Source organism: Kribbella sp. NPDC020701, assembly GCF_055562215.1.
Genome location: NZ_JBVHFT010000014.1, coordinates 49,190 through 72,010 on the forward strand (window position 1 = coordinate 49,190; position 22,821 = coordinate 72,010).

Sequence of the window (22,821 nt, forward strand, 5' to 3'; positions counted from 1 at the left end):
CTGGAACAGGCTGAGGTGTTCAGACAGTGCGTCGTCGTCGCAGGCTGGACCGCAGGCGCAGGGCGCTCAGGGACTCCAGGCTGATCGACATGTCAGCCATTATGCATGAAGTACGGCGAGGGTGCGGGCCGCCGGTCGCCCAGCGGCACGATCGCCGGTACGTCGGTCTCGCCGCGGAACACTCGCCGCACCACTCGCTCGGCCGCGCGGCCGTCGTCGTACTCGCAGAACTTCTCCCGGTAGAGCTGCCGGTGCTTGGCCGCCTCCGGTGCCGCGAACGCGCCGGTCCGGAAGGCGGTGTGCAGCTCCTCGGCCGACCGCGCGATCAGCCCGGGCGGGAACTCGGTGACGTCGAAGTAGGTCCCACGCCGGCCGTCGTAGAAGCCCTTGTCGTCGACCAGCAGCACAATCGGGCGGTCCAGGTTCGCATAGTCGAAGTTGATCGACGAATAGTCCGAGATCAGCACGTCCGCCGCCAGCATCAGGTCCTCGACGCGCGGATGCTCCGACACGTCGATCACCGCGCCGGAGTGAGCCTCCGGTGCCTTCGACAACGAGTAGTGCGTCCGCACCAGCACCCGGGCGTGCGCACCGGCCGCCGTCGCCAGTTCGTCCAGGTCGAGGTGGATCCCGTCCCCGCCGAGGTCGACCAGGCCGCTCGGGGTCCGGATCGAGTCGACGCCGTCGCGGAACGTCGGTGCGTACAGCACGACCAGGTGCGAGTCGTCGAACCCGAGTGAGGCCCGGATCGCCCGGACGTCGTCGACCGTCGCCGTGAGCAGCCGGTCGTTCCGCGGGTAGCCGTACTCGAGCTCCTCGAAGTACGCCGGGTAGGTCCGCTCCCAGATCTCCGAGGAGTACCGGTTCGAGGACAGGTTGAAGTCCCATCGGTCGGTCTGGCGCATCAGCTCGTCCAGGTCCAGGTCCTTCGCGGCCGCCGGGAAGTGCCGCAGATCGGTCCCCATCGTCTTGAGCGGCGTACCGTGCTGGGTCTGTAGGTGGATCTGGCCCTCGCGCTTGTCCAGCTCCTTCGGCCAGTTCATGTTGCTGATGAAGTACGTCGCCCGGTCCAGCAGCTTCTGGTACGCCGGTGAGTCCGCGACGACGTACTCGACTCCCTCCGGGATCGCGCTCAGGTGGTCGGCGTCGACGACCCAGACTCCGCGCAGATTCGGCGCCAGCTGGGCTGCCTTCTCGTAGATGGCCCGTGGATTGCAGGCGAACTGCTTGCCCCAGTAGGCCGTGTACGCCGCCAGGTTCGGGTCGAGCTTGCCGCGCCGGAGCAGCTTGCCGACGGTCTTGCGCGGACTCTGGACCTGCAGGACTCTCGCGCTGAGCTTGAGGGTCGAGTACGTCGCATAGTCGTCGTGGATGAGCAGCCAGCGCTTGAACCCGCGCCCGGTCCGGTCGGTCGTGTACCCGTCGGGCTTCCAGCGCTTGGCGAACGCATGCGCGGCGTGGAAGAACTCGGCCCGGTCATCCGGATCGAGCCGCTCCGGCTTCGCGAGTACGGCGAGGATGTGGTCCAGCGAACGGTCGAACGCGAACCGGCGCCAGCCGGTCAGGTCCGGATCGGACTGGATGAACGCGTGCACCCGGTCGTACTGGTCGAAGATGTCCCACTGCCTGCGGCCGGCGGTGGCGTGGATGTTGCCGCCGGTCCGGTGCTGGCGGTAGTGCACGACCACTCGGTCCAGCGTGGCGATCCGCTCGGCGGTCAGCATGGTCGAGTAGGTCCACGGCGCGTCCTCGTAGAACCCCGCCGTGAAGCCGAACCCGTGGCGGTCGAGGAAGCCCCGGCGGTAAGCCTTGTTCCAGACCACCTCGAGGAAGGTGAGGAAGATCGGCCGCTCCGCCGCGGTGAACACCCCGGCGCCCTCCCGCGCGAACGCGTCGTGCCGCCGGTTGCCGACCACCCGGCCGTCCCAGAAGATCCGCTCGTAGTCGAACAGCACGAGGTCCGGCTGGCCGGTGTCCTCGATCCGGCGCGCGATCGCCTCCAGCGAGCCGGGCAGGTACAGGTCATCCGCGTCCAGGAACAGGACGTACTCGCCGCGGCACTCCTTCAGCCCGGCGTTCCGGGTCAGACCGAGGCCGACGTTCTCGACCAGGTGCAGTGCCCGCACCCGCGGGTCGGCCGCGGCGTACTCGTCGAGGATCCGGCCGACGCCGTCCCAGTCGGCGTCGTCCACCCCGATCACCTCGAAGTCGGTGAACGACTGGCTCAGCACCGAGTCCAGGCAGGGTCGCAGCCACGCCCGGGAGGCATGGCAGGGGACCACGATGCTGAACTTGGGGACGGTGCCGAGCGCCATGCCACGTCATCCTAAGGTGCAGTCATGAGTACAGATGTGTTCGAGCCACTGGCCGGTCTGGAAGGGGTCGGATCGGCGGCCCGGGCGGCCCGGGACGCGGTCGATGTCCTGCTCCGGGACCGCGGGCTGCGCAGGGTGGGTTCGGACGTCACCGCCGAGGCCCTGCTGCTCGGTGCCCACGCCTCCGCCGTCCTGGCCGGCAGCCCGGCGACGCTGGACCAGGTACGGCGGGGTGCTGCCGACGGACTGGCCTCCGGCGCGGTCCGGATGACCGGCGAGCTGATGGGTCTCGCACCGCGAGTGGACACCAACCCGGTGCAGGTATGGACCAGACTGCACCAGTTGGCCGCCGTCGACCTGGGTCCGGACGAGGAACTGGGCCATCTGCGGACCAGCCGGGAGCCGGTGCCGGACGACATCCCCGGTCTGCCGCCGGCGCCGTCGGCCGACGAGATGTGGGAGCGGCTGAGCGCTCTCGCACAGAACCTGACCCGCCCGACCGCGGCGCCCGGCCTGGTCGTCGCGGCCGTCGTGCACGCGGAGCTGGCCATCCTGCGCCCCTTCCCGACCGCGAACGGACTGGTTGCCCGCGCCGCCGAACGCTGCCTGTTGGTTGCCCGAGGCATCGACCCGGTCGCGGTCACCGTGCCCGAGGTCGGTCACTGTGAGTTGGCGAGCTCCTATGCGCCGGGGCTCGGCGACTACGCAGCGCGAGGTTTGACCGGAGTCCGTGACTGGTTGCTGCGGTCGTGTGAGGTCGTGTCACTGGGTGCCGAACGCTCGCCGCTCGCCGTCGCCGACTGAGCTTTGTGCGGACGTGCGAACGGCGCTCTCAACTGAGAACGCCGTCGCTGGCACGCCATCCGGGTTACCATGCGTGCACCGGTTTGCCGCCACAGGACTGGCCTGGGTCGCGCTGCCCGTTTGGGATGGGCTGGTCGCCGCGTGGGTGCCTGGCTGCCGTGCAATCTCTACCGGATCCGAAGATCCTTGTGCTTCCTTTGTACTCCTGAAAACCCTTCCTGGGAAGGGGATGCGCGGCCTTCATGGAGTTGAGAACAATGAAGCAACCTTCAGCTTTCCAGGCTACTTGCGAGTGTCGTCAGAGGTCAGTGCGCGGCCGGCCGGGTGCGCCGGCGGGTGGCCAGGAAGAAGGCCCAGGCGGCCAGTCCGGCGACCGCCACGGTAGCCACCGCGGGACGTCGTACCTGCAGGAAACGGGACCGTTCGGTCAGGCCGACCGGCTCGCTGAAATCGAGGACCGGCCAGTCCCGGGCGATCGCCAGCCGGCGCAGCGCCTTGTCCGGATTGACCGCGTACGGATGGCCGACAGCGGCCAGCATCGGCTCGTCGGTGACGGAATCCGAGTAGGCGTAGGAGGTTTCGAGGTCGTAGCCCTCGGCCGCGGCCAGCGCGCGGATCGCGGCCGCCTTCTGCGGACCGTACGCGTAGTCGGCGATCTCGCCCGTGTACTTGCCGTCGGCAACGACCATCCGGGTGGCGATCACCTTGTCGGCGCCCAGCATCGCCCCGATCGGCTCGACCACCTCGGCGCCCGACGAGGACACGATCACCACGTCCCGGCCGGCCGCGTGGTGCTGCTCGATCAGCTCCACCGCCTCGTCGTGGATCATCGGCGTGACGATGTGGTCGAGGGTCTCGGCGACGATCGCCTGGACCGTCCGGACGTCCCACCCGGTGCACATCGCGGAGATGTACTCGCGCATCCGCTCCATCTGGTCGTGGTCGGCGCCGCCGAGCAGGTAGACGAACTGGGCGTAGGCGCTGCGGAGCACGGTCCGGCGGTTGATCAGCCCGCCGGCGTAGAACGGCCGCGAGAAGGCGAGCGTGCTGGAACGGGTGATAATGGTCTTGTCCAGATCGAAGAAGGCGGCCGATCGGGCGGTCCCAGGGTGCTCCATGAGGTCGAGCATAGGCAGCCGGACGAAACGCCGAGGGACCCGGGCTTTTGCGTGGGCCGGTATCCCGTTAGACTGGTGAGCAGTGTGACAGTGACACTGGCTGGGAGCGCCTGATCGGCGGTTCTGACGCCTGGATCAAACGGGTCCGGTTCGCAACCGAACTGAGATGTGTGAGATCCGTTTTCGGGGGGTACATACCCCCTGACAGTGGCAGACTGTCGCCTCCTGAACGGCCCCCGGCTCCTCCCCCCGAGCCCGTGGCCGAAGACGGCCCCCGGTCACCCCCCGCCGGGGGCCGTCGCCTTTCCTCCTCCAGGTCTCCTCTGTAAAGACCTGTACATTTCTCAGCTTTTTCCCGCGTGAGAGCGCGCTCACTTTATGCAGGGTCTTGACAATGTAATTGAGTGGTCACACTTTGTAAGTCATGAAACCGCCTGCGTACCGCCCCCAGGCAGCGGTCATCACCAGCCTGCTCGTCGTTCTCATGGGTCTCCTGCTGACCCCCGGTGCCGCATCCGCCGCCACCAACCTCGTCACCAACGCCGGCTTCGAGAGCGGCTCGCTGTCCGGATGGTCCTGTCCGGCCGGCGCCGTCACCACGTCCGCCCCGCACTCCGGGACCTACGCGCTCCAAGCCAGTCCCAGCTCGGGCGACATCGCCCGCTGCTCTCAGTCGATACCGGTGCAGCCCAATACGGCGTACACGCTGTCGGCCTGGGTCAAAGGGTCGAACGTCTACCTGGGTGTCGACGGCGGAGCCAGCACCTGGACCACCAGTAGTACGTGGAGCCAGCTGACCGTTCCCTTCACCACGAGTGCCTCGGCCACCTCGGTCACCATCTATCTGCATGGCTGGTACGCACTCCCGCCGTACCAGGTGGATGACGTCGTACTGGATGGGCCGGGTGGGACCGCGGACACCACTCCGCCGTCGACTCCGGGCGGTCTGGCTGTCGGTAGCCCGACGTCGAGCTCGCTGCAGCTCAACTGGTCCGCCGCCTCCGACGCGAACGGGATCGACCACTACGACGTCGTACGGGGTACCGGGGCGGCGCAGAGCGTCGGCAACGTGACCAACTGGACCGCCACCGGCCTCAGCAGGAGTACGACGTACTCCTTCAAGGTGCGGGCGTGTGACCCGAGTGGCAACTGCTCGCCGTACGGCGCGACCGTGTCGGGCACCACCTCGAGCGGACCGACGAACCCGCCGGCCGGACCGCTGCCGAAGCACGTGGTCACGGGCTACTGGCAGAACTTCAACAACGGCGCGACGGTGCAGCGCATCTCCGACGTGCAGGCGGCGTACGACCTGATCGCGGTCGCCTTCGCCGACGCCGACCCGTCGCGGCCCGGTGGCATCACCTTCAACCTCGACAGCGCCGGACTGGGTGGTTACACCGTTGCCCAGTTCAAGGCCGACATCGCGGCGAAGCAGGCGGCCGGGAAGAAGGTCATCCTGTCGGTGGGCGGCCAGAACGGCACCATCTCCGTCGCCGACCCGACCGCCGCGGCCAACTTCGCGAGCAGTGCGCTCTCGGTGCTGCGCGAGTACGGCTTCGACGGGATCGACATCGACCTGGAGAACGGCGTCAACGCGCAGTACATGGGTCAGGCGCTGCACAGTCTGCAGAGCCAGTTCGGCAGCGGGCTGATCGTCGCCATGGCGCCGCAGACGATCGACATGCAGAGCACCTCGTTCGAGTACTTCAAGCTCGCGCTGGCGATCAAGGACATCCTGACCGTGGTGAACGTGCAGTACTACAACTCCGGCTCGATGAACGGCTGCGACGGACAGGTCTACTCGCAAGGCACGGTCGACTTCATCACCGCCCAGGCCTGCATCATGCTCCAGAACGGACTGCGGCCCGACCAGGTCGGTCTCGGCGTACCCGCATCGTCGCGGGCGGCCGGGAGCGGTTATGTCTCGCCGGCGATCGTCAACAACGCGCTGGACTGCCTGACCAAGGGCACGAACTGCGGCAACTTCAAGCCGAGCACCACGTGGCCGACACTGCGCGGTGCGATGACCTGGTCGACCAACTGGGACGCGCTGAACGGCAGCCAGTTCGCCAACCAGGTCGGCGCCCACGTTCACGCGTTGCCCTGACATGCACAGTTATCGACCGGCTCCGGTGCTGGAGGCGCTCGGTGTCTGCTCGGACGACGAGCAGCTCTACCGGGCGCTTCTGGCCCGCCCGGAGTCCACGACGACTGATCTGGCCCACGACACCGCCTGGCCGGCCACCCGCGTCGGCCGGCACCTACGCTCCCTGCTGTCCCTCGGCCTGGCGTTTCGCACACCAGGCCGTCCGGCTCGCTACCTCCCTGCCGTGCCGGAGGCCGCCGTCGAGCTCCTCGCGCTGCGGAAACAGGCAGCCATCGTGGAGGCTCGGCTGGGCGCGTCGGTCCTCACCTCGGAGTTCCACCGGGACGACGCCGGGTTGCTGACCGTCATTCGTGGCAGTGAGGCCGTGGCCCAACGCTTCTTCCAGGCGCAGCAGAGTGCCCGGGAGGAGGTGCTGCGCCTCGATCGGCCTCCGTATGTCGTGCTGCCGATCGAGTCACGACGGGCGCATGGAGTGTCCTATCGAACCGTCTACGACATGAGGTCGCTCTCCGAGCCGGCCGACGTGGCCGCGGCGCGGTCCGCCGGTTGCCGGATGCTGCGTGATGTCCCGCTCAAGTTGGTCCTGGTCGACCGGCGTACCGCGCTGCTGCCGACGGGTCCGGACGTGCTTGTCGAGCTCGGGCCTTCGAGTCTGCTGAAGGCGCTGGTGCGCCTGTTCGAACTTCTGTGGCAACAGGCGACCCCGCTGATGCCATCCGCCACCGAAGGTCCGTTGACCTCCGAGGATCGCCAGCTACTCTCGCTGGCCGCGGCAGGCCTGACAGACCAGGCAATAGCCCGCCGCTTAGGCGTAGCCCAACGCACAGTCGAACGCCGTATGCAACGCATCCTCAAAGCTCTGGATGCCACGACCCGCTTCCAGGCCGGCCTTCGCGCAGGTCAGCGAGGGCTCTTGGTTTAGTCCGTGACGTCGGCCACCGTGGCGCCGAGGGCCTTGACCAGGTCGTCGGCGTTCACGGTGATGCCGACGCCGTGGTCGCCGCCGCCGATCGAGATCGTGCCGGTGATCCGGTCGTCGGCGATCACCGGCCAGGCGTGCGTGCTGCCGAGCGGAGTGATCGTGCCGCGGACGTAGCCGGTCACGTCGAACGCGGTGTCCTTGTCCGGCATCGAGATGCGGTTGACGCCCAGCAGCGCGCGCAGCCTCGGCCAGGCGATCTCCCGGTCGCCGGGCACCAGCACGAACCGGTAGTCGTCGTCGGCCAGCCGCACCACGATCGTCTTGATCAGCCTGGCCGGCTCGATCCCTCGCGCGGCCGCGGCCTCCTCGAGCGAGTTCACCCGGCCGTGCCGCGTCACCTCGTAGCTGAGTCCCAACTGATCGGCTGCATCGGTTGCTCTGGTCACCTGGCTAGTTTGGCACCTTGCTGGGAACGCTCTTGAGCAGTACGGCGAGCAGCAGCGTGACGACGAACAACGCCCCGGCCTCCAGTGCGACTCCACTCCAGCCCGCGTGACTCCACGCCGTACCTGCCAGGCCTCCGAAGATGGAGGAGCCCAGGTAGAAGGCGAAGAGGTACAAGCTGGATGCCTGGCCCGTACTGCCGCCACTGGCGTGGGCTCGGACCGGCACCCAGCCGCTGGCCACGCCATGGATCGCGAAGAAGCCCGCGGTCATCAGTGCGAGCCCGAGCACGATGAGCGGCAGCGGTGCGGCCAGCGTGATCGCCACGCCGGCCAAAGTGATGAGGCAGCCGACCGGCACGACGGTGCGGCGACCGTAGCGATCCGCGAGCGACCCGGCCGTTGCTGAGCCGACGGATCCGAGGAGATAGACACAGAAGACCAGCCCGGCGGCGCCGGCACTCAGGTGGTACGGCGCTCCAGACAGCCGGAAGACCGCACCGTTGTAGACGGCGACGAACGCGCCAACAGCGGTGGCGGCAATGCCGTAGAGCGCCAGCAATGCGGGATCCCGCAGTACGAGAAGCTGTAGAGGCTTGGCCGAGCTCGGGCGAAAGTTGCGCGACGCCGGCAGCAGTAGCCACACCACGGTGGCGCACAAGATGCCGACGACCGCGATCCCACCGGACGCGAACCTCCACCCGCCGACATCCGCGAGCCCTCCGGCGATGAGACGGCCCGCCATTCCGCCGACCGCCGTACCCGCGATGTAAAGGCCACTGGCTCGTGCGTGGCTGTCGGCGTGGACCTCTTCCCGCAGATAGGCCATCGCGACCGCGGGAAGCCCGGCCATGGCGATGCCCTGCAGTCCGCGCAGCGCGAGCAGCGTGTGCCAGGTCGGAGCGAACGCGCTGAGCAGGGCGAAGGCTGACGTGGCCGCGACCGACCACCGCATCAGAGTGGTGCGGCCGATGACCTCGGAGACCGGACCGGCGATCAGAAGCGCGATGCCGAGCCCGAGTGTGGCGAACGACACCGTGAAGGCGCTCTGGCTGGGGGAGACGTGGAAGGCGTCGACCAGCTCGGGGAGCAGCGGCTGGGTGCTGTATAGCAGTGCGAACGTCGCCAGGCCGGCCGCGAAGAGAGCAATGGAGAGCTTGCGGTACTCCGGATCGCCGGGCAGGTACCCGGGCTCGAGGGCGACGGACGTGTGCATGTCTTCGACAGTGGCACGGCTTGTGCGATACGTAAAATGTCGATCTCAGCAGTAATCGATACACTTATCACATGCACGTCGAGGACCTGCGGTGGTTCGCCGTACTCGCGGAGACCGAGCACCTGACCGAGACGGCGGCTGTCCTCGGGACGAGCCAGCCGAATCTCTCCCGCTCGCTGCGGCGGGTGGAGGCTGCCTTCGGGGTCCCGCTGTTCGAGCGTGAGCACCGCGGCGTGCGGCTGAATCCGTACGGGCGGCTCGTGCTGGAGGCGGCCCGGGCCGGGACGGCGGCGGTCGACGCCGCGCGGCAGCGGATCGACGCGCTGCTCGACCCCGAGTCGGGGACGGTCCGGCTCGCGTTCCTGCACTCGGTGGCGACCAGTCTGATGCCGGACCTGCTGAAGGCTTTCCGCGCGGTGGCGCCGAGTATCGACTTCGCGCTCCGGCAGGAGCCGGCGCACGACATCGTCCAGGACCTCGAGACCGGTGAGGCGGAGATCGCGATCGTCGCGCCGCGGCCCGACCCGGAGCGCTTCGGCTGGCACCTGCTCGAGAGGCAGCGGCTCTGTCTGCACGTCCCGCAGGGGCACGCGTTGGCTTCCCGGCATCGGGTGGAGCTGGAGGCAGTCGCCGACGAGGCCTTCGTCGGGCTGCGACCGGGCTTCGGCTTCCGGCGCGTGACCGACGAACTCTGCCGCGCGGCGGGCTTCACACCGCGGCTGGCCTTCGAGGCAACCGACCTGGCGACGATCGACAGCATGGTCGGTGCCGGACTCGGGGTGGCGGTCCTGCCGTCGGGTGCTGTTCGGGGGACCGACAGCGGCGCGGTGTCCATTCCTCTGGCCGGTGTCCAGGCCCGCCGTGAGATCGGCATGGCGTGGCGGCTGCGGACGCAGTTGACGCCGGCGGCCGAACGGTTCCGGACGTTCGTCCGGTCCCGGCCGGTAACGTCCACCTGACGTCGGGGGCGGTGACTTCCGTAGCGTTCGTCCAATTTTCTTGGTGTCGACTTGCAGTGAGAGGGCTTTCCCCCGCACTCTTTCCTCCGTGAGGAAGCGTCTGAGTTCGTTCCGGCCGAGCCGTCGGATGCTGTTCGCGGCCGGTACGGCCGCGGCGGCGTCGACGGTCGCGTCGGCGACAGCTGCGTCGGCCGAGTCGGTGGCCGGGATGTCCTCGCTGGGCAACTACGGCTCGGGCGTCCTCGGCGCCTGGGAGCGGCAGGCCCGCGCGATCTCGAACGAGTCCCAGGTCCGCAAGACCCGGGAGACCGACGGCGTCTTCATGTTCGGCGACAGCATCGGGGTCCAGGACGGGCTGGCGCTGGCCACGCAGCTGTCCAAGCTCGGCATCAGCGTCGCCGTGCACAACTGGGCCGGCCGCCCGGTCACCCCGGCGGTCGACGCTCTGGACACCTGGGCGCAGGACTACGGCCTGCCGCACCGGATCCTCATGTCGGTCGGCTCCAACGACATCTTCACGCCGCCCGCGGTCGCCGCTCAGGTCGACCGAACCATGCAGATCGTCGGCGACGAGCGGACTGTCTACTGGGTCAACGTGCAGGCGGCGCGGACGGCGCACGGCCCCGCGGTGCAGGTCTGCGACCAGCGCAACAGTGCCTGGATCAACCTGCAGCTCGCGGAAGCACAGCGCCGGTACGACAACCTCCGCATCGTGCACTGGGCCGAGCACCTGGCCGCCAAGCCGAATCGGCTGGCCATGTACCTGCGGGATGGACTGCACCCCTCGGTTCCGCTCGGGCAGAACGCCCGCAACGGGCTCATCATCGACGCGATCAAGGCCGGCTGACGCGGCACGGCGCCGTACGGGAGGTTCCCGCACGGCGCCGTACTGTGTTCAGAAGCCCGCGGTGATCCGGGTGAACTCCCAGTCGGGCTGCGCGATGCCGCTGCAGTTGGAGACCACGCCGCCGCCGGCACAGCCGCGGTCACGGTTCACCGACCAGAACGCCAGCCGGCCCAGGCCGTTGGACTTGGCCCAGTTGGTGATGTTCTGCCAGGTCGCCGTGGTGGTCATCTCCTGCTGGTCGGACAGGCCGTTCATGCCGGAGACGCCCTGGTGGGCGTAGGCCTGCGCGGTCGTCCAGCCGAAGACGGACTTCAGCTTGTTGTTCAGGCCGGTGGAGGCGCCGACCGTGTCGTTGTAGATGTTGCTGCTGCCGAAGTCGAACGGCATCAGCGTGAAGATGTCGATGTTCGCGCCAAGTGCCGCGGACCGCTCGATCAGCCGGTTGCCGTAGTAGTTCGGGCCGGTGGTCGAGGTGCCGAAGGTGAGGATCGTCTGGATCCCGGGGTTGTTCTGCTTGACGATCTTCAGCGCGTTCAGGATCCGGTCCTGGACCGCCTCGTTCTCGAACTCGTCGGAGTTCTCGATGTCGATGTCGATCGCCTTCAGGTTGTAGGCGTTGATGACCTGCTGGTACGCGCCGGCCAGGGCCTCCGGCGTACTGCAGTTCGGGCCGAGCTTGTTACCGCTCCAGCCACCGATGGACGGCACGATGTCGCCGCCGGCCGCGCGGATCTGGGCGATCGCGTTCGCGTCGGCACTGCCCTGCAGCGGCCGGCTGCCGTCCCAGGCCGGGTTACAGCCGCCGGACGACAGGATGAACGCCATGGTGAACCACTTGATCCCGGTCGCGTTCATGACGGTCTGCGGGTTCGGCGGGTCACCCCAGCCCATGTAGAGGTACGGCGCTGCCTTCGCGCTCCCCGTGTTCCCGCCACCGGTGGTGGTCTTGACCGAGATGCTGCCGCTCTTCGGGCCCTCGCCGGCGCTGTTGGACGCACTGACCTGGTAGCTGTACGTCGTGTTCGCGCTGAGACCGGAGTCCGTGTACGACGTACCGGTCGGGCTGCCGACCTTGGTGCCGTTGCGGTAGACGCTGTAGCTGGTTGCGCCCGATGCGGCCGACCACGTGAGGCTTACCGAGCTCGAGGACGCCGTACCCGAGAGGCCTGTCGGTGCGCCGGGGACGGTCCCGCCACCACCGCCTGAGCAGGAGCCGCCGTTCAGTCGGCAGGCTGCGAGCCCAGGGAAGTTACCCGGGCTGCCGTTGAAGCCGAAGCTGACCGAGGCACCCGGTGCGAGCGGTCCCGCCCAGCTGGGCGGGGTGAACGTGTGGGTCTGGCCGCTACTGGTGTGGGTGGCGTCCCATGTGCTGCTGACGGTGTAGCCGGACGGGAAGTCCAGTGCGACCGACCAGGTGCTCAGCGAACTGGTGGTGCCGTTGGTGACGGTCACCTTGCCTTCGAAGCCACTGCCCCAGTCGGACACTTTGGTGAAGGCTGCGGTGACTCCTGCGGCATTGGCCGCCTGTGCGGTCAGCAGTGCGATGACCACCGCGGTGATGGCTGCTATCGCCAGAGAGATGCGTTTCATGATGCTCCGATCAGTGGGCGGTACGTGATCAGACCCGGCCCCAGAGTGCGGGGACGTTCGGTGGTTCCCAGCCGGTCAGGGAGGTGTGCCCCTGGATGCACTTGTAGGTGACGCCGTTGTAGGACACGAGTGCACCGGTCGCGTACGCCGTGTTCGGCGCCCACGGGGTGGCCGTGGGAGGCGTCGTCGGCGGTGTGGTGGGAGGCGTGGTCGGTGGTGTGGTGGCCGGGGTGGTCGGGCTGGTCGGTGGGCCGCTGCAGCCGGGTGTGTCGGCGTTGACCGAGTTGACGACGGCGTTGAAGAGCGTGACGTTCGGATCCAGCGCCTCGAGCGAATACATCATTGCGCCGGCCAGTCCGTTGCAGTGCTGGTAGTCGGCCTTGGCCTTGATCGACTGGGCGTTGTCACCGGACCAGAACGTGCCGTTGCTGTAGAACCACGAGGACTTGGTGGCGTCGTCGAAGTACGACATCGACGGGTTGTCCGCGAAGCCGGTGAGCTCCTTGTAGAACGAGACGCCGGGCACATTGCCGCTCAGAGCGTGTCCGTCGGCCGGTCCGGTCGCGGTCTGGTACTTGCCGTTGGCCGTGGCCGGGACTCCCTTCCATCCCCTGTAATAGAAGGGATAACCGATGGTCAGCTTGCTCGCCGGGAACCCACCGGGGATGCCGTACGCCGAATCACCGGTCGTCCACGCCTTCACGGCAGCGTCAACGGAGTACTTGCCCTGGCCCGGTGGAATCGGGTTGCTCGGGTCGTTGGGCGCTGTGTACAGCGGGTCCTGGAAGTTGGTCGGCCCGGTGGCCTCCCAGCCGCCGTGCATGTCGTACGTCATGACGTTGTTGTAGTCGAGGTACTGCCCGATCTTGTTCGTCTCGATCGTGGAGATCTTGTCCTGACCGGCCGGTGTCGCCGCGGTCAGGTAGTAGCGCTTGCCGGTCTGGTTGCCGTAGGCATCGAGCTGCGCGCGTAGCTCGGCCAGCAGCAGGGTGAAGTTCTGCTTGTCGGCGGCGCCGTAGTGGTTGCCGACGTGACCGTTCGGCGAGCCCGGGTACTCCCAGTCTATGTCGATCCCGTCGAAGATGCCGGCCGCACTGCCCGGACCGCCGAAGCCGTCGACCACCGGCAGGTCGCCCTTGAGGAACATGTTCACGCAGGAGCTGACGAAGGCCTTCCGCTTGGCGTCGCTCGAGGCGGCGTCGGAGAAGTACTTCGAGTAGGTCCAGCCGCCGATCGAGATCAGGATCTTCAGGTTCGGGTACTTCGCCTTGAGCCTCTTGAGCTGGTTGAAGTTGCCCTGGATCGGCTGGTTCCAGACGTCACCGACCCCGTCGACGCTGATGTCCGCGCCGTACGACTTGCCGTAGTCGGCGAACGCGTCGCCGGCGCCGTCACCGGCATTCGGGTTGTTCTCGTCCTGGGACGCGGCCTTGTTGGCCATGAAGCAGGTGTGGTCGGTCGGGTGGATGTTCGCGAACGCATAGTTCAGGAAGTCCAGCTTCCCGGCGGCACCGGTGGTGATCAGGTTCTTCGGGTAGAAGGCGTTGGCGTAGATCCCCCACTGGGTGAAGTACGCCGTCTTGACGCCGCCGCTGGTCGCAGCCGCGGCGGTGCTTGCTTCTGGGGTGGCCAGCGAGACGCCGGCGGCGGCGATCAGGGCGGTGGCGGCGACGGACGCCGTGGCGGCGCGCATGCGTAATCGACTCATGGGCGGGTCCTCCGGAGCTGGGACGGAAGCGGTCCGGTGAAATTTAGTTAAAGACGCTTCGAAAGGAACCGTAACCGTTCCCGGCGGGTTGGTCGCCGCCTCGCCGTGGCGGGTTCCCGCTGCTGACGGAAAGCCGACAACCCCTTTGTCCACAGGGTTTCGGTGGTGTCCGCGGAACGGGTCCGATGACGGCATGTTCTAGGGCATGGACAACACTTCACCTCCCACATCGGTGCTCTTGGCAACTACCAACGAGATCCTGCTCGACGACCTGCTCCGGCTGGCGGCGGCAGCCTCGATCACGCCCGTGGTCGAGCCGGATCTGGTCGGCGTCCGCCGTCGCTGGCACTCCTGTTCGCTGGTCGTGGTCGGCCGGGATCTGGCCGAGCCGCTGGCCCGTGCGCAGCCCGCCGCTCGAGCGGGTGTCGTCGTGGTGGGTTCCGTCCTGGACGGTGATGACCTCTACCGCTGTGCCTTCGACGTCGGCGCGGATGCGGTGCTGCGCTTGCCTGATGACGAGTCCGCACTCGCCGGGAAGCTGGCGGACGCGGTCGACGGTGCTGTCCGGACGGCTCTCACGCTCGCCTTCGTCGGCGGGTGCGGGGGAGCGGGGGCGACCACACTTGCCTCGGCCGTCGCAGTCTTCGGCAATCGACGCGGCTTCCGCACGATGCTGATCGACGGCGATCCGTTGGGTGGCGGGATCGAGTTGGCCCTTGGTATCGAGCGCGACCCCGGCGACCGCTGGCCCAAGCTCCTCAACGCGTCTGGCCGGGTGAGCGCCGCCGCTCTGCGCTCTGCGTTGCCCTCGGTCGACGGCCTCGCGGTCCTGTCCTGGGATCAATCCGACGTGACCGTCCTGCCACCCGACACGATGAGCTCGGTCATCGGCGCCGCCCAACGCAGCAGCGATCTCGTCGTGGTCGATCTCCCTCGCCGGGCGGATCCGGCGGTTGAGGAGGGCTTCATCCGGGCCGCGGCGACCCTGCTTGTCGTCCCGTGCGACGTCCGCTCGGTCGCCGCAGCCAAACGCTTCGTCGGCCCGCTCCGCGCCGTCGCCGGCGACCTCCGGGTCGTCGCCCGGGAATCCCGCCCGCACGGCCTGTCCGCCGCCGACGTCGCCACCCATCTCTCCTTGCCCCTAGCAACAACAGTAGGCCTCGAACGCGACCTCCCCACAGCCATGGACCAAGGCCGCTTCGACCCCCGCCCCCGCGGCCCCCTGGCCAAAGCCGCCACCAACCTCCTCGACCTCTTCACCCACCCCGAATCAACAGCCGCCTAACCGCTACGTGCCCGACCTCGCTCGGATCGGAAATCGCATGACTAATCGCCTTGCCCAAGCTTCCTTCGACGGCGCCGCGGTGTCCGCCGAACTCCTCGACCGCGTCCGCGGCACGCTCGCACTCACCGGCGCCAAACCAACCCCCGCCCACGTCGCCGCCGCGCTCCGCGCCGACGGTACGGTCTGCGGCGACGCGATGGTCCTCGCCGTAGTCACCGCTCTCCGCCGCGAAGCCCTCGGCGCCGGCCCCCTCGACAGCCTCCTCGCCGAACCAGGCATCACCGACATCCTCGTCAACGGCCCCGACGAGGTCTACATAGACCGCGGCGGCCGCCTGGAACGCGTCTTCGTCCGCACCGGCGACGAGTCCGCCATCCGCCGCCTCGCCACCCGCTTGGCCGCCGCCGCAGGCCGTCGCCTCGACGACGCCACGCCGTACGTCGACGTCCGCCTCTCCGACGGCACCCGCTTCCACGCCATCCTCGCCCCCGTCGCCGCGCCCGGCACCTGCCTGTCCCTCCGCGTCCCCGCCCGTCACGTCTTCACCCTCGACGACCTCGTCGCCGCCGGCGCCCTACCCCCATCCGGTACGCCGATCCTCCGCGACCTCCTCGACTCCCGCCTGGCCTTCCTCATCAGCGGCGGCACCGGCACAGGCAAAACCACCCTCCTGAACTCCTTGCTCTCCTTGACGGACCCATCCGAGCGCCTGGTCCTGGTAGAGGACGCAGGCGAACTGCGCCCCGACCACCCCCACGTAGTCCGCCTCGAGGCGAGACCACCGAACGTCGAAGGCACCGGCGAAATCTCCCTCCGCGACCTCGTCCGTCAAGCCCTCCGAATGCGCCCCGACCGCCTCGTCGTGGGCGAAGTCCGCGGCCCCGAAGTAGTTGATCTCCTCACCGCCCTCAACACCGGCCACGAAGGCGGCTGCGGCACCATCCACGCCAACTCAGCCGCCGACGTGCCAGCCCGCCTAGAAGCCCTAGGCGCCCTCGCCGGCCTCCCCAGAGAAGCCATCCACAGCCAAATAGCCTCAGCCCTGCACGCCGTAATCCACCTATCCCGAGACCCTCACGGCACCCGCCGAATCACCGAAATCCACACACTCACCCGCCACCCCGACGGCCAAGTAGCCACCACCCCCGCCGTCACCTTCCACCCCAACGCCACCACAACCCTCCACCCACCCGCCCAAAGCTTCACCACCTCTCATCCGCAGCCAGGCGCGGCGAGTGCAGCATGACCGCCGCCTTCGTCTCCGGCCTGCTGGTATTCCTCACCAGCGCTCTCCTCCTTCCACACCCGGGCCGCGGCCTACACCGCCTAAGCGCGCCGCTCCAGAGCGCCAACAACCGACGACCCACCCGTCCATCGCCAACCAGTCATCGACCATTCGCAGGCGTCGCCAGCCCAGCCCGCCTCGCCAGCCCAGCCCGCCTCGCCACCCCAGCGCGCCTCGTCCGCCAGGCCCGCCTCGTCCGCCAGGCCCGCCTCGTCCGCCGGGCCGGCCTCGGCCGCGTCATCCCGCTCGCACCGGTAGCCGCGATCCTCGTCCTCCTCCTCGGAGCACAGTTCCTCGTCTCGACCATCGCCATCGGCGTCGTCCTCGCCCTCATCGCCGGCCAACGCACCCAACACCAACGCCGAGCAGCAGCCACAGCACGCCGTACTCAAATCATCGAAGCCCTCGACGTCCTAGCCGCCGACCTCACCGCAGGCCGCCCGCCCGTCGACGCCCTGGAAGGCGCCGCCTCCATCAGCCCTGACCTCCAAGTAGCCCACGCAGCGGCCAAACTCGGCGGCGACGTACCCGGCGCCCTCGAACTGGCCGCCGAATCCCCAGGAGCCACCGGCCTCCGCGCACTATCCGCCGCTTGGCGAGTAGCCGAAGAATCCGGCGCCGCCTTCGCCGCACTCACCGAACGCCTAGCCGACTCCCTCCGAGCCGACGAGACCATCCACCGCCAAACCGAAGCCAGCCTCGCAGGCGCCCGCTCCACCGCCCGCATCCTCGCGGCCCTCCCCATCTTCGGCATAGCCCTCGGCTACTCCCTAGGCGCCAAACCCCTCACCTTCCTCACCGCCACACCCGCCGGCTGGCTCTGCCTAACCGGCGGCCTAACCCTCACCACCCTCGGCCTCCACTGGACAACCCACCTTTCCAAACCCCCCACCTGAACCCCAACCCCTCAGCCCCACCCTCCCCGCGCCCCGGGCCACTACAGCCTTCCGAGGTTCCCCACAGGCCAACGACCTTCTCCGCGCCTAGCCACCAAAGCCTTCCGAGGTCACCACCCATGCCCGCGACACTCTCCGCAGCATCAGCCCTGGCGATCGCCACCTACCTACTAACCCCGCCCCACCCCGACCTCCGCCGCCTCACGGCGAATCTCCGCCGTACGCGCCCCCACACCTCACGCCCCCACCGCCTCGCCGCAGCCATCACCGCAATCGGCGCCCTCCTCCTGATCGGCCTCCCGTGGAGCCTCGCGCCTGCAGCAATCGCCTTCTACGCAATCCCTCGCGCCCTATCCCGCCTAGAACCAGCCGCCACCAGACAACGCACCACCCAGATCACCCGCGACCTCCCCCTAGCCGTAGACCTCCTCACCGCATGCCTCCGCGCCGGCCGCCCACCCCAACAAGCCCTCAACCTCGTAGCCACCGCCGTCCCCGGCCCGCTGGCGGAGATCTTCACCAAGATCGCCCACCACCTCGCCCTGGGCGCGGACCCATCCGAAGCCTGGTCCCACCTACGTTCCGAACCAGCCTGCGCCTCCGTAGCCCGAGCCATTGACCGCTCGATCCGCTCAGGCGCACCACTGTCCAAAACCCTCGAACACCTAGCCGACGACACCCGCCAGTCCCACCACCACGCCGCCGACCAACAAGCCCGCGCAGCCGAATCTCGCTCCGCCCTCCCACTAGGCCTCTGCTTCCTGCCCGCCTTCATCCTTCTCTCCATCGTCCCCACCATCGCCGACGCCCTGATCCCGTACCTCCTCCACCCCTGACGCCGTCATCCACAGCCCAAAACTCCATATAAAAAAGGCCATCTCACAACGGCATGTTGTCAATGAGTGATCCGGAACCCCGATCGCAACCACGGAGGTAATCAGATGTCCAAAGCTCTAGTAGCCGCCCGCAACCATCTCCCCACCCGCCGCCCCCGCACCCAACGCGGCGCCGCCACCGCCGAGTACGCCATCAGCGTCGTAGCAGCCTGCGGCTTCGGCGGAATCCTCGTAGCCCTCCTCAAATCCGACGTCATGATGAACGCCCTCAAAGCCCTCATCAACTACGCCCTCCAACTAGCCGGCGTAGAAGGCGTCCAGCTCTAACCCCTCCCCCCGGCGGCCGGTCGGCCCACCCCTCACCCGACCGGCCGCCCCACCCCAGCCGCCCGCATCTCGGAGCCCACCCCAGATCGGCCTCCCACACCCGGAGCCACCATGCGCTTCCCCAACACCCTCATCGCCACCACCGCTCCCCACGACGCCAGCCGTACCCCTCCGCACGACGTCGGCCGCACTGCGGAACTCACCCCAACTGACCGAACCGTCCGTACGGCGCAACCCGCCGTACGCAAGAGCGCCGTCCCCGCCACGCACACCACCGAGCGCGTTAGCGACGCGTCCGCTGCGCGAGCTCAGCCGTCGGACCGTGGAGCTGTGACCGCCGAGTTGGCGATCACCCTTCCAGTCCTGCTTTCCGTGCTCCTGCTAGGCATTTGGTCGATCGGCCTGGTCGTCCTCAACATCCAATGCATCGACGCCGCCCGAGACGTAGCCCGCGCAGTAGCCCGAGGCGAACCACCCGACGAAGCCAAAGCAATCGGCCACCGCACCATCCCCACCGGCGACATCACCATCACCCGCGAAGGCCACGACATCCACGTAACCGTCACCGCCGCGCCCGCCCACAAACCCCCACTCCTCTCAGCCCTAGCCCCCGCTCACCTCACCGCCCACGCGACCGTCCAATCCGAACCAACCACCCAGGACGAAACCCAATGACTCACAACGAGAAGGGCAGCGCTACCCTCCACTCCCTCTTCGCCGCCGTCCTCCTCATCACAGCCCTCACCACCGCGACCCTCTGGTCCGCCATCTCCACAGCCCGCCACAAACTAACCACCGCAGCCGACCTAACAGCCCTAAGCGCCGCCCAGTCCCTAGACGCCCAGCCCATGGCTGACCCATCCACCACCAACTCCGGCGCCACAGCCCTGGACGCGACCAGTCCCACCGCGGCGGGCTCTGCCGCCACCACCGAAGCCACGGCTCCAGGCCCGACTGGATCGACTGGCGCCACCAGCGGAACCACGGCCTCAGGCGCGACCGGATCGGCCAGGGACACCGCCCCCAGCTCCGCTACTCCTTGCGCCGTCGCTGCACGAATTGCCGCCATCCACAAGGTCCACCTGACCGCCTGCACCCCAACTCCCACCTCTGTAACCATCGAGGTATCCCTCCGACTCGACCTCCTCGTCGCCCACCCAAACCTCACCGCCAGGTCGCGCGCAGGCCCCCTCTGACTCGACCGCGGGAGCGCGCAACCCGACGTACGAAACCTTCCTCGCTACCCGACACAAGGTGCGTCGACCTGACCCCAGGTGCGCGGCCGCGGCGGGTGGTGTTTGGGTGTGTGGGTTCGGCGTGGTTCTGGTCGGGTCGCGATCTGGTCGCAATCTGGTAGAGATGCCGCGTTGATGTGGACGGGGCCCGCGAGTGAGCCTCATGATCTGGAACCGAGTCCTGCTCATTCCTCCCGGACGTACTTCCCCGGCGTCCGGACGGTTACCTCGGAGGCCCGTTTGCCCGACCGGATCCGGCTGCTGCTGGTCGATGACCAGATCCTCAGCCGTGGCTTGCTCCGCAGCAGTCTGGAGCGTGAACGCGATCTGGAGATCGTTGCCGAGCTCAACAGAACCGACGACGTGGTGGGTGCCGCGAAACGGCATCGCGCGAACGTCGCTCTGCTCGACGCCGCCGGCCCGGGGAGCGACAGCATCACGGTGACCACCGAGCTGCGTACGTCGATGCCGGAGTGCCGGGTCGTGATGCTGACGACGTACGGGCGTCCGCTGCATCTGCGGCGTGGTCTCAGTGCGGGGGCGAAGGGGTTCGCCCTCAAGGGGAGTCCGGCGCCGCAGTTGGCGGATGCGGTACGACGGGTGCACCTCGGACTGCGCGTGGTCGACGCCAACCTCGCGGCCGAGACCCTCAAGTACTCCGAGACGCCGCTCAACGACGACGAGACCGACACGCTGCGGGCGGCTCGTGAAGGTGGTTCGGTCGCGTTGATGGCGCGGAAGCTCGACGTGTCCGAGCGGGTCGTACGCACGCGGCTGTGGTCAGCGATCGGCAAGACGGGTGCTCGAACACGCTCCGACGCAGTACAAATCGCCGAGCACAACGGCTGGCTCCTCGACTGAACCCAAGCGCTGGCAGTCACCTCGCGTCGCACGTGCGGCGGGCTGTCGCCTGGCGTCGCACCTGCCGCGGGGCTGTTGCCTGGTGCCGCAATCGCCACGGCTCAGTTGGGCTGCTCTGCCACAGGCGGCCAACTGGTTGGTCCGCGCTCGAGTTTCCAACTGGCTGGTCCGCTCGGGTCTCCAGTTGGTTGGTGTGTTAGAGCTGGTCGAGTTGGTCTAGGAGCCAACTGGGGCCGGTGGAGGTGGCGCCGGTGGGGTCTGTGCGTTGGCGGAGGCCTCGGTCGGCGGTGACTACGGTGACCTCGGGGTTGTGCGGTTGCGCTGTGGACTCTGCGGTGATGGCGGCGATGGTGTCGTCGCCGGAGCCTGGGGCGAGGACCACGCGGAGGGTGCCGGTGTCGGGGGCGTCGTCGCCGGACACGGCGGCTCGGGCGGCGCCCTCGAGGATGACGATGATGTCGGTGGTTTCCTGCAGGTGGCGCTGGAGTACGGCGAGCTTCGTCAGGAGGCGGCGGGCTGCGCCGGGGCGGTCGCGCCACCAGCCGTCGGGGCGTGAGCCGATCACGTTCGCGGCGTCGACGACGATCACCTGCGGTCGTCCGGTTGTCATCTGGTCAGTCTGCACTCTCCACTCCTCCACGCCCTTTCGCCACGGCAGGCGCCGGTGCATCTGCCGTCCGCGCCATCACGCGCCGTCTGGTGCTCCGGTCGGGCGTCGGGTCGTCATGAGTGCGGTCGCCGGGTGGTGCTGGGGCGGCGTTGGGTCGTCGTGAGTGCGGTTAGGCGCAGGTGGCTAGGAAGTTGCCGGTGTGGGTGATGAGTGTGTGGGGTCCTGGGGAGGCGGGGATGGCTTGGTGGTCGCCGCGGATGGGGTGGCGGGTGCCATCGGGGGAGATGACCAGGGTGTTGGGGGCGCCCAGGGCTATGAGTTGGTCGTCGGCTCGGACTAGGACGGGGGCGGTGTAGGACCAGGAGATGGCGGTTCGGCCGGCGGCTAGGCCTTCGAGTACGGCTGTGGGCAGTTCGTCTGGGCCTTCGGCGGCGGCGTCCACGGCTATCCAAGAGGTGGGGGTGCCGGGTGGGGTTGGCGACGTGGGGTTGTGCCAGTCGCTGCCGCCGATGGGAGTCGTGCTGTCGAGGCCCCAGGCTTGCCACCAGGCGATGGGGCCGCCCCAGGTGTGGTCCAGCCAGGACGAGTGCCAGATCTCGGCCAAGGGTGGGTGCTCGGAAAGTGGGTGGCGCCAGGAGCAGTCGCCGCCTAGTGGGTGGTTGATCGAGAGCAGGCCGCCGCGGCGCGCGACTTCGGTGACCCAGGTGGCGGCGGGGCGACGGAAGTCGATGACACCGATGTCGCCGAAGGCGTTTGCGTGGCCGGTGTCGGTCGTCACCTCTTGGCCGGGGATCAGGCCGATGCCGAAGCGCTTGCTGAGTGAGGGGAGTTCGAGGTGGTGGGCGACGGTGTTGTGGTCGGTCACCGCTAGTACGTCGAGTCCGGCGGATACGCCGAGGGCGGCGAGGTTCGCGATGGGCGTGGAGCCGTCGGAGTGCAGGGAGTGCGCGTGGAAGTCGCCGGCTACCCACTTCAGCCCGGAGGATGCGGGCAGGGATCGGCGTGGCGGGCGAGGCGGTACGGCGATGGCCGCGGTGAGGTCGGCGTACGACGCTAGGCCGGGGATCTCCGCGACTGGGCCGGTGACGGCTTCGACGATGAGTTCTACGCCCTCGACCGGGATGCGGTGTAGGCCGAGGACTACCCACCAGGTGCCCGCTTCGAGCTCGCCCGGCAGGTAACCGGGGGTTGCCGCGGATGGGGTGATCGCGAAGGTTTGGCGTGCGCCGCCGGACCAGCCGCGCCAGCCGTCCGCGCCCTCGCAGCCGATGTCGATGACGGCGCCCTCGACCGGCGGGATGGTGAGGGTGACGAGTAGTCCGGGGCAGTCGGCCGGGATGTCGACAGGGAGCGAATGCCAGACCGACTCGGCACGGTCGTCGAGGGTCCAGACCCGGCGGTACGTCGTGACAGCCATCAGACGACCGTAATCGGTAGGCGGGTACGAGGCGTTGTGA

21 protein-coding genes are annotated in these 22,821 nt (G+C 68.4%); 13 read left to right on the forward strand and 8 right to left on the reverse strand.

Features of this window, described 5'->3' with window-relative positions; translation table 11 throughout:
• Nucleotides 1–92: 92 nt before the first annotated feature.
• On the reverse strand, nt 93–2,315 hold the full coding sequence (locus ACZ3HV_RS29760) for a bifunctional glycosyltransferase/CDP-glycerol:glycerophosphate glycerophosphotransferase (RefSeq protein WP_465688899.1): 2,223 nt from the start codon (nt 2,313–2,315) through the stop codon (nt 93–95).
• A 24-nt stretch (nt 2,316–2,339) separates the two neighbouring features.
• On the opposite strand from ACZ3HV_RS29760, the gene ACZ3HV_RS29765 reads away from it, so the two are divergent.
• Complete coding sequence (locus tag ACZ3HV_RS29765; RefSeq protein WP_465688901.1) at nt 2,340–3,119, forward strand: Fic family protein; 780 nt, start codon at nt 2,340–2,342, stop codon at nt 3,117–3,119.
• 305 nt (nt 3,120–3,424) lie between these two features.
• Here the strand turns inward: ACZ3HV_RS29765 and ACZ3HV_RS29770 are convergent, their stop codons facing one another.
• A complete protein-coding gene (locus ACZ3HV_RS29770; RefSeq protein ID WP_465688903.1) occupies nt 3,425–4,249 on the reverse strand; it encodes an HAD family hydrolase in 825 nt (274 codons plus the stop codon).
• Nucleotides 4,250–4,661: 412 nt separating this feature from the next.
• Between ACZ3HV_RS29770 and ACZ3HV_RS29775 the strand changes: the two genes are divergently transcribed.
• The gene (locus tag ACZ3HV_RS29775) at nt 4,662–6,344 is read left to right on the forward strand and encodes a chitinase (RefSeq protein ID WP_465688905.1); all 1,683 of its coding nucleotides are present in this window, start codon (nt 4,662–4,664) and stop codon (nt 6,342–6,344) included.
• A gap of 1 nt (nt 6,345) precedes the next feature.
• Complete coding sequence (locus ACZ3HV_RS29780; RefSeq protein WP_465688907.1) at nt 6,346–7,266, forward strand: helix-turn-helix domain-containing protein; 921 nt, start codon at nt 6,346–6,348, stop codon at nt 7,264–7,266.
• Here the strand turns inward: ACZ3HV_RS29780 and ACZ3HV_RS29785 are convergent.
• Together ACZ3HV_RS29785 and ACZ3HV_RS29790 are read right to left on the reverse strand one after the other, a co-directional pair.
• On the reverse strand, nt 7,263–7,712 hold the full coding sequence (locus ACZ3HV_RS29785; protein ID WP_465688909.1) for an aminoacyl-tRNA deacylase: 450 nt from the start codon (nt 7,710–7,712) through the stop codon (nt 7,263–7,265). The two genes, ACZ3HV_RS29780 and ACZ3HV_RS29785, sit on opposite strands and share 4 nt — an antisense overlap.
• A 4-nt stretch (nt 7,713–7,716) precedes the next feature.
• Nucleotides 7,717–8,925: an MFS transporter gene (locus ACZ3HV_RS29790; protein ID WP_465688911.1), complete on the reverse strand. Its 1,209-nt coding sequence runs from the start codon at nt 8,923–8,925 to the stop codon at nt 7,717–7,719.
• Between the two features lie 71 nt (nt 8,926–8,996).
• Between ACZ3HV_RS29790 and ACZ3HV_RS29795 the strand changes: the two genes are divergently transcribed.
• The gene (locus ACZ3HV_RS29795; RefSeq protein ID WP_465688913.1) at nt 8,997–9,884 is read left to right on the forward strand and encodes a LysR family transcriptional regulator; all 888 of its coding nucleotides are present in this window, start codon (nt 8,997–8,999) and stop codon (nt 9,882–9,884) included.
• 88 nt (nt 9,885–9,972) lie between these two features.
• On the forward strand, nt 9,973–10,731 hold the full coding sequence (locus ACZ3HV_RS29800) for an SGNH/GDSL hydrolase family protein (RefSeq protein WP_465688915.1): 759 nt from the start codon (nt 9,973–9,975) through the stop codon (nt 10,729–10,731).
• 48 nt (nt 10,732–10,779) lie between these two features.
• Here the strand turns inward: ACZ3HV_RS29800 and ACZ3HV_RS29805 are convergent, their stop codons facing one another.
• Entirely contained in the window at nt 10,780–12,321 is a 1,542-nt protein-coding gene (locus ACZ3HV_RS29805) for a glycoside hydrolase family 18 protein (RefSeq protein WP_465688917.1), read from the reverse strand.
• Nucleotides 12,322–12,349: 28 nt separating this feature from the next.
• Nucleotides 12,350–14,029 carry a glycosyl hydrolase family 18 protein gene (locus ACZ3HV_RS29810; protein WP_465688919.1) on the reverse strand — a complete coding sequence of 560 codons (1,680 nt, stop codon included), beginning with the start codon at nt 14,027–14,029 and terminating at the stop codon, nt 12,350–12,352.
• Between the two features lie 205 nt (nt 14,030–14,234).
• On the opposite strand from ACZ3HV_RS29810, the gene ssd reads away from it, so the two are divergent.
• The 8 genes from ssd (at nt 14,235) to ACZ3HV_RS29850 (ending at nt 20,754) form a co-directional block, all read left to right on the forward strand.
• The gene (ssd, locus tag ACZ3HV_RS29815; RefSeq protein ID WP_465688921.1) at nt 14,235–15,314 is read left to right on the forward strand and encodes a septum site-determining protein Ssd; all 1,080 of its coding nucleotides are present in this window, start codon (nt 14,235–14,237) and stop codon (nt 15,312–15,314) included.
• Between the two features lie 37 nt (nt 15,315–15,351).
• Complete coding sequence (locus ACZ3HV_RS29820; protein WP_465688923.1) at nt 15,352–16,560, forward strand: TadA family conjugal transfer-associated ATPase; 1,209 nt, start codon at nt 15,352–15,354, stop codon at nt 16,558–16,560.
• Nucleotides 16,557–17,495 (forward strand): type II secretion system F family protein, encoded by a 939-nt coding sequence (locus ACZ3HV_RS29825; protein WP_465688925.1) that lies wholly within the window; start codon nt 16,557–16,559, stop codon nt 17,493–17,495. Before ACZ3HV_RS29820 ends, ACZ3HV_RS29825 begins: the two co-directional genes overlap by 4 nt.
• Before the next feature lie 119 nt (nt 17,496–17,614).
• Nucleotides 17,615–18,331, forward strand: a complete 717-nt coding sequence (locus tag ACZ3HV_RS29830) for a type II secretion system F family protein (protein ID WP_465688927.1) — start codon at nt 17,615–17,617, stop codon at nt 18,329–18,331.
• 105 nt (nt 18,332–18,436) lie between these two features.
• On the forward strand, nt 18,437–18,658 hold the full coding sequence (locus ACZ3HV_RS29835) for a DUF4244 domain-containing protein (protein WP_465688929.1): 222 nt from the start codon (nt 18,437–18,439) through the stop codon (nt 18,656–18,658).
• 111 nt (nt 18,659–18,769) lie between these two features.
• The gene (locus ACZ3HV_RS29840; protein WP_465688931.1) at nt 18,770–19,333 is read left to right on the forward strand and encodes a TadE family type IV pilus minor pilin; all 564 of its coding nucleotides are present in this window, start codon (nt 18,770–18,772) and stop codon (nt 19,331–19,333) included.
• Complete coding sequence (locus tag ACZ3HV_RS29845) at nt 19,330–19,854, forward strand: pilus assembly protein TadG-related protein (RefSeq protein WP_465688933.1); 525 nt, start codon at nt 19,330–19,332, stop codon at nt 19,852–19,854. The genes ACZ3HV_RS29840 and ACZ3HV_RS29845 overlap by 4 nt, the downstream gene beginning before the upstream one ends.
• 279 nt (nt 19,855–20,133) lie before the next feature.
• Entirely contained in the window at nt 20,134–20,754 is a 621-nt protein-coding gene (locus tag ACZ3HV_RS29850; protein ID WP_465688935.1) for a response regulator, read from the forward strand.
• A 196-nt stretch (nt 20,755–20,950) separates the two neighbouring features.
• Here ACZ3HV_RS29850 and ACZ3HV_RS29855 read toward each other — a convergent pair whose 3' ends face one another.
• Together ACZ3HV_RS29855 and ACZ3HV_RS29860 are read right to left on the reverse strand one after the other, a co-directional pair.
• Nucleotides 20,951–21,364, reverse strand: coding sequence for a hypothetical protein (locus ACZ3HV_RS29855; protein WP_465688937.1), 414 nt, complete (start codon nt 21,362–21,364; stop codon nt 20,951–20,953).
• A 169-nt stretch (nt 21,365–21,533) separates the two neighbouring features.
• Nucleotides 21,534–22,781, reverse strand: a complete 1,248-nt coding sequence (locus ACZ3HV_RS29860; protein WP_465688939.1) for a CehA/McbA family metallohydrolase — start codon at nt 22,779–22,781, stop codon at nt 21,534–21,536.
• Nucleotides 22,782–22,821: the final 40 nt, after the last annotated feature.

Bases quoted from the DNA above. Each gene is read 5' to 3' on its own strand.
- ACZ3HV_RS29760 (WP_465688899.1), bottom strand. From the start codon at position 2,315: ATGGCGCTCGGCACCGTCCCCAAGTTCAGCATCGTGGTCCCCTGCCAT.
- ACZ3HV_RS29765 (WP_465688901.1), top strand. From the start codon at position 2,340: ATGAGTACAGATGTGTTCGAGCCACTGGCCGGTCTGGAAGGGGTCGGA.
- ACZ3HV_RS29770 (WP_465688903.1), bottom strand. From the start codon at position 4,249: ATGCTCGACCTCATGGAGCACCCTGGGACCGCCCGATCGGCCGCCTTC.
- ACZ3HV_RS29775 (WP_465688905.1), top strand. From the start codon at position 4,662: ATGAAACCGCCTGCGTACCGCCCCCAGGCAGCGGTCATCACCAGCCTG.
- ACZ3HV_RS29780 (WP_465688907.1), top strand. From the start codon at position 6,346: ATGCACAGTTATCGACCGGCTCCGGTGCTGGAGGCGCTCGGTGTCTGC.
- ACZ3HV_RS29790 (WP_465688911.1), bottom strand. From the start codon at position 8,925: ATGCACACGTCCGTCGCCCTCGAGCCCGGGTACCTGCCCGGCGATCCG.
- ACZ3HV_RS29795 (WP_465688913.1), top strand. From the start codon at position 8,997: ATGCACGTCGAGGACCTGCGGTGGTTCGCCGTACTCGCGGAGACCGAG.
- ACZ3HV_RS29805 (WP_465688917.1), bottom strand. From the start codon at position 12,321: ATGAAACGCATCTCTCTGGCGATAGCAGCCATCACCGCGGTGGTCATC.
- ACZ3HV_RS29810 (WP_465688919.1), bottom strand. From the start codon at position 14,029: ATGAGTCGATTACGCATGCGCGCCGCCACGGCGTCCGTCGCCGCCACC.
- ssd (WP_465688921.1), top strand. From the start codon at position 14,235: ATGGACAACACTTCACCTCCCACATCGGTGCTCTTGGCAACTACCAAC.
- ACZ3HV_RS29820 (WP_465688923.1), top strand. From the start codon at position 15,352: ATGACTAATCGCCTTGCCCAAGCTTCCTTCGACGGCGCCGCGGTGTCC.
- ACZ3HV_RS29825 (WP_465688925.1), top strand. From the start codon at position 16,557: ATGACCGCCGCCTTCGTCTCCGGCCTGCTGGTATTCCTCACCAGCGCT.
- ACZ3HV_RS29830 (WP_465688927.1), top strand. From the start codon at position 17,615: ATGCCCGCGACACTCTCCGCAGCATCAGCCCTGGCGATCGCCACCTAC.
- ACZ3HV_RS29835 (WP_465688929.1), top strand. From the start codon at position 18,437: ATGTCCAAAGCTCTAGTAGCCGCCCGCAACCATCTCCCCACCCGCCGC.
- ACZ3HV_RS29840 (WP_465688931.1), top strand. From the start codon at position 18,770: ATGCGCTTCCCCAACACCCTCATCGCCACCACCGCTCCCCACGACGCC.
- ACZ3HV_RS29845 (WP_465688933.1), top strand. From the start codon at position 19,330: ATGACTCACAACGAGAAGGGCAGCGCTACCCTCCACTCCCTCTTCGCC.
- ACZ3HV_RS29855 (WP_465688937.1), bottom strand. From the start codon at position 21,364: ATGACAACCGGACGACCGCAGGTGATCGTCGTCGACGCCGCGAACGTG.
- ACZ3HV_RS29860 (WP_465688939.1), bottom strand. From the start codon at position 22,781: ATGGCTGTCACGACGTACCGCCGGGTCTGGACCCTCGACGACCGTGCC.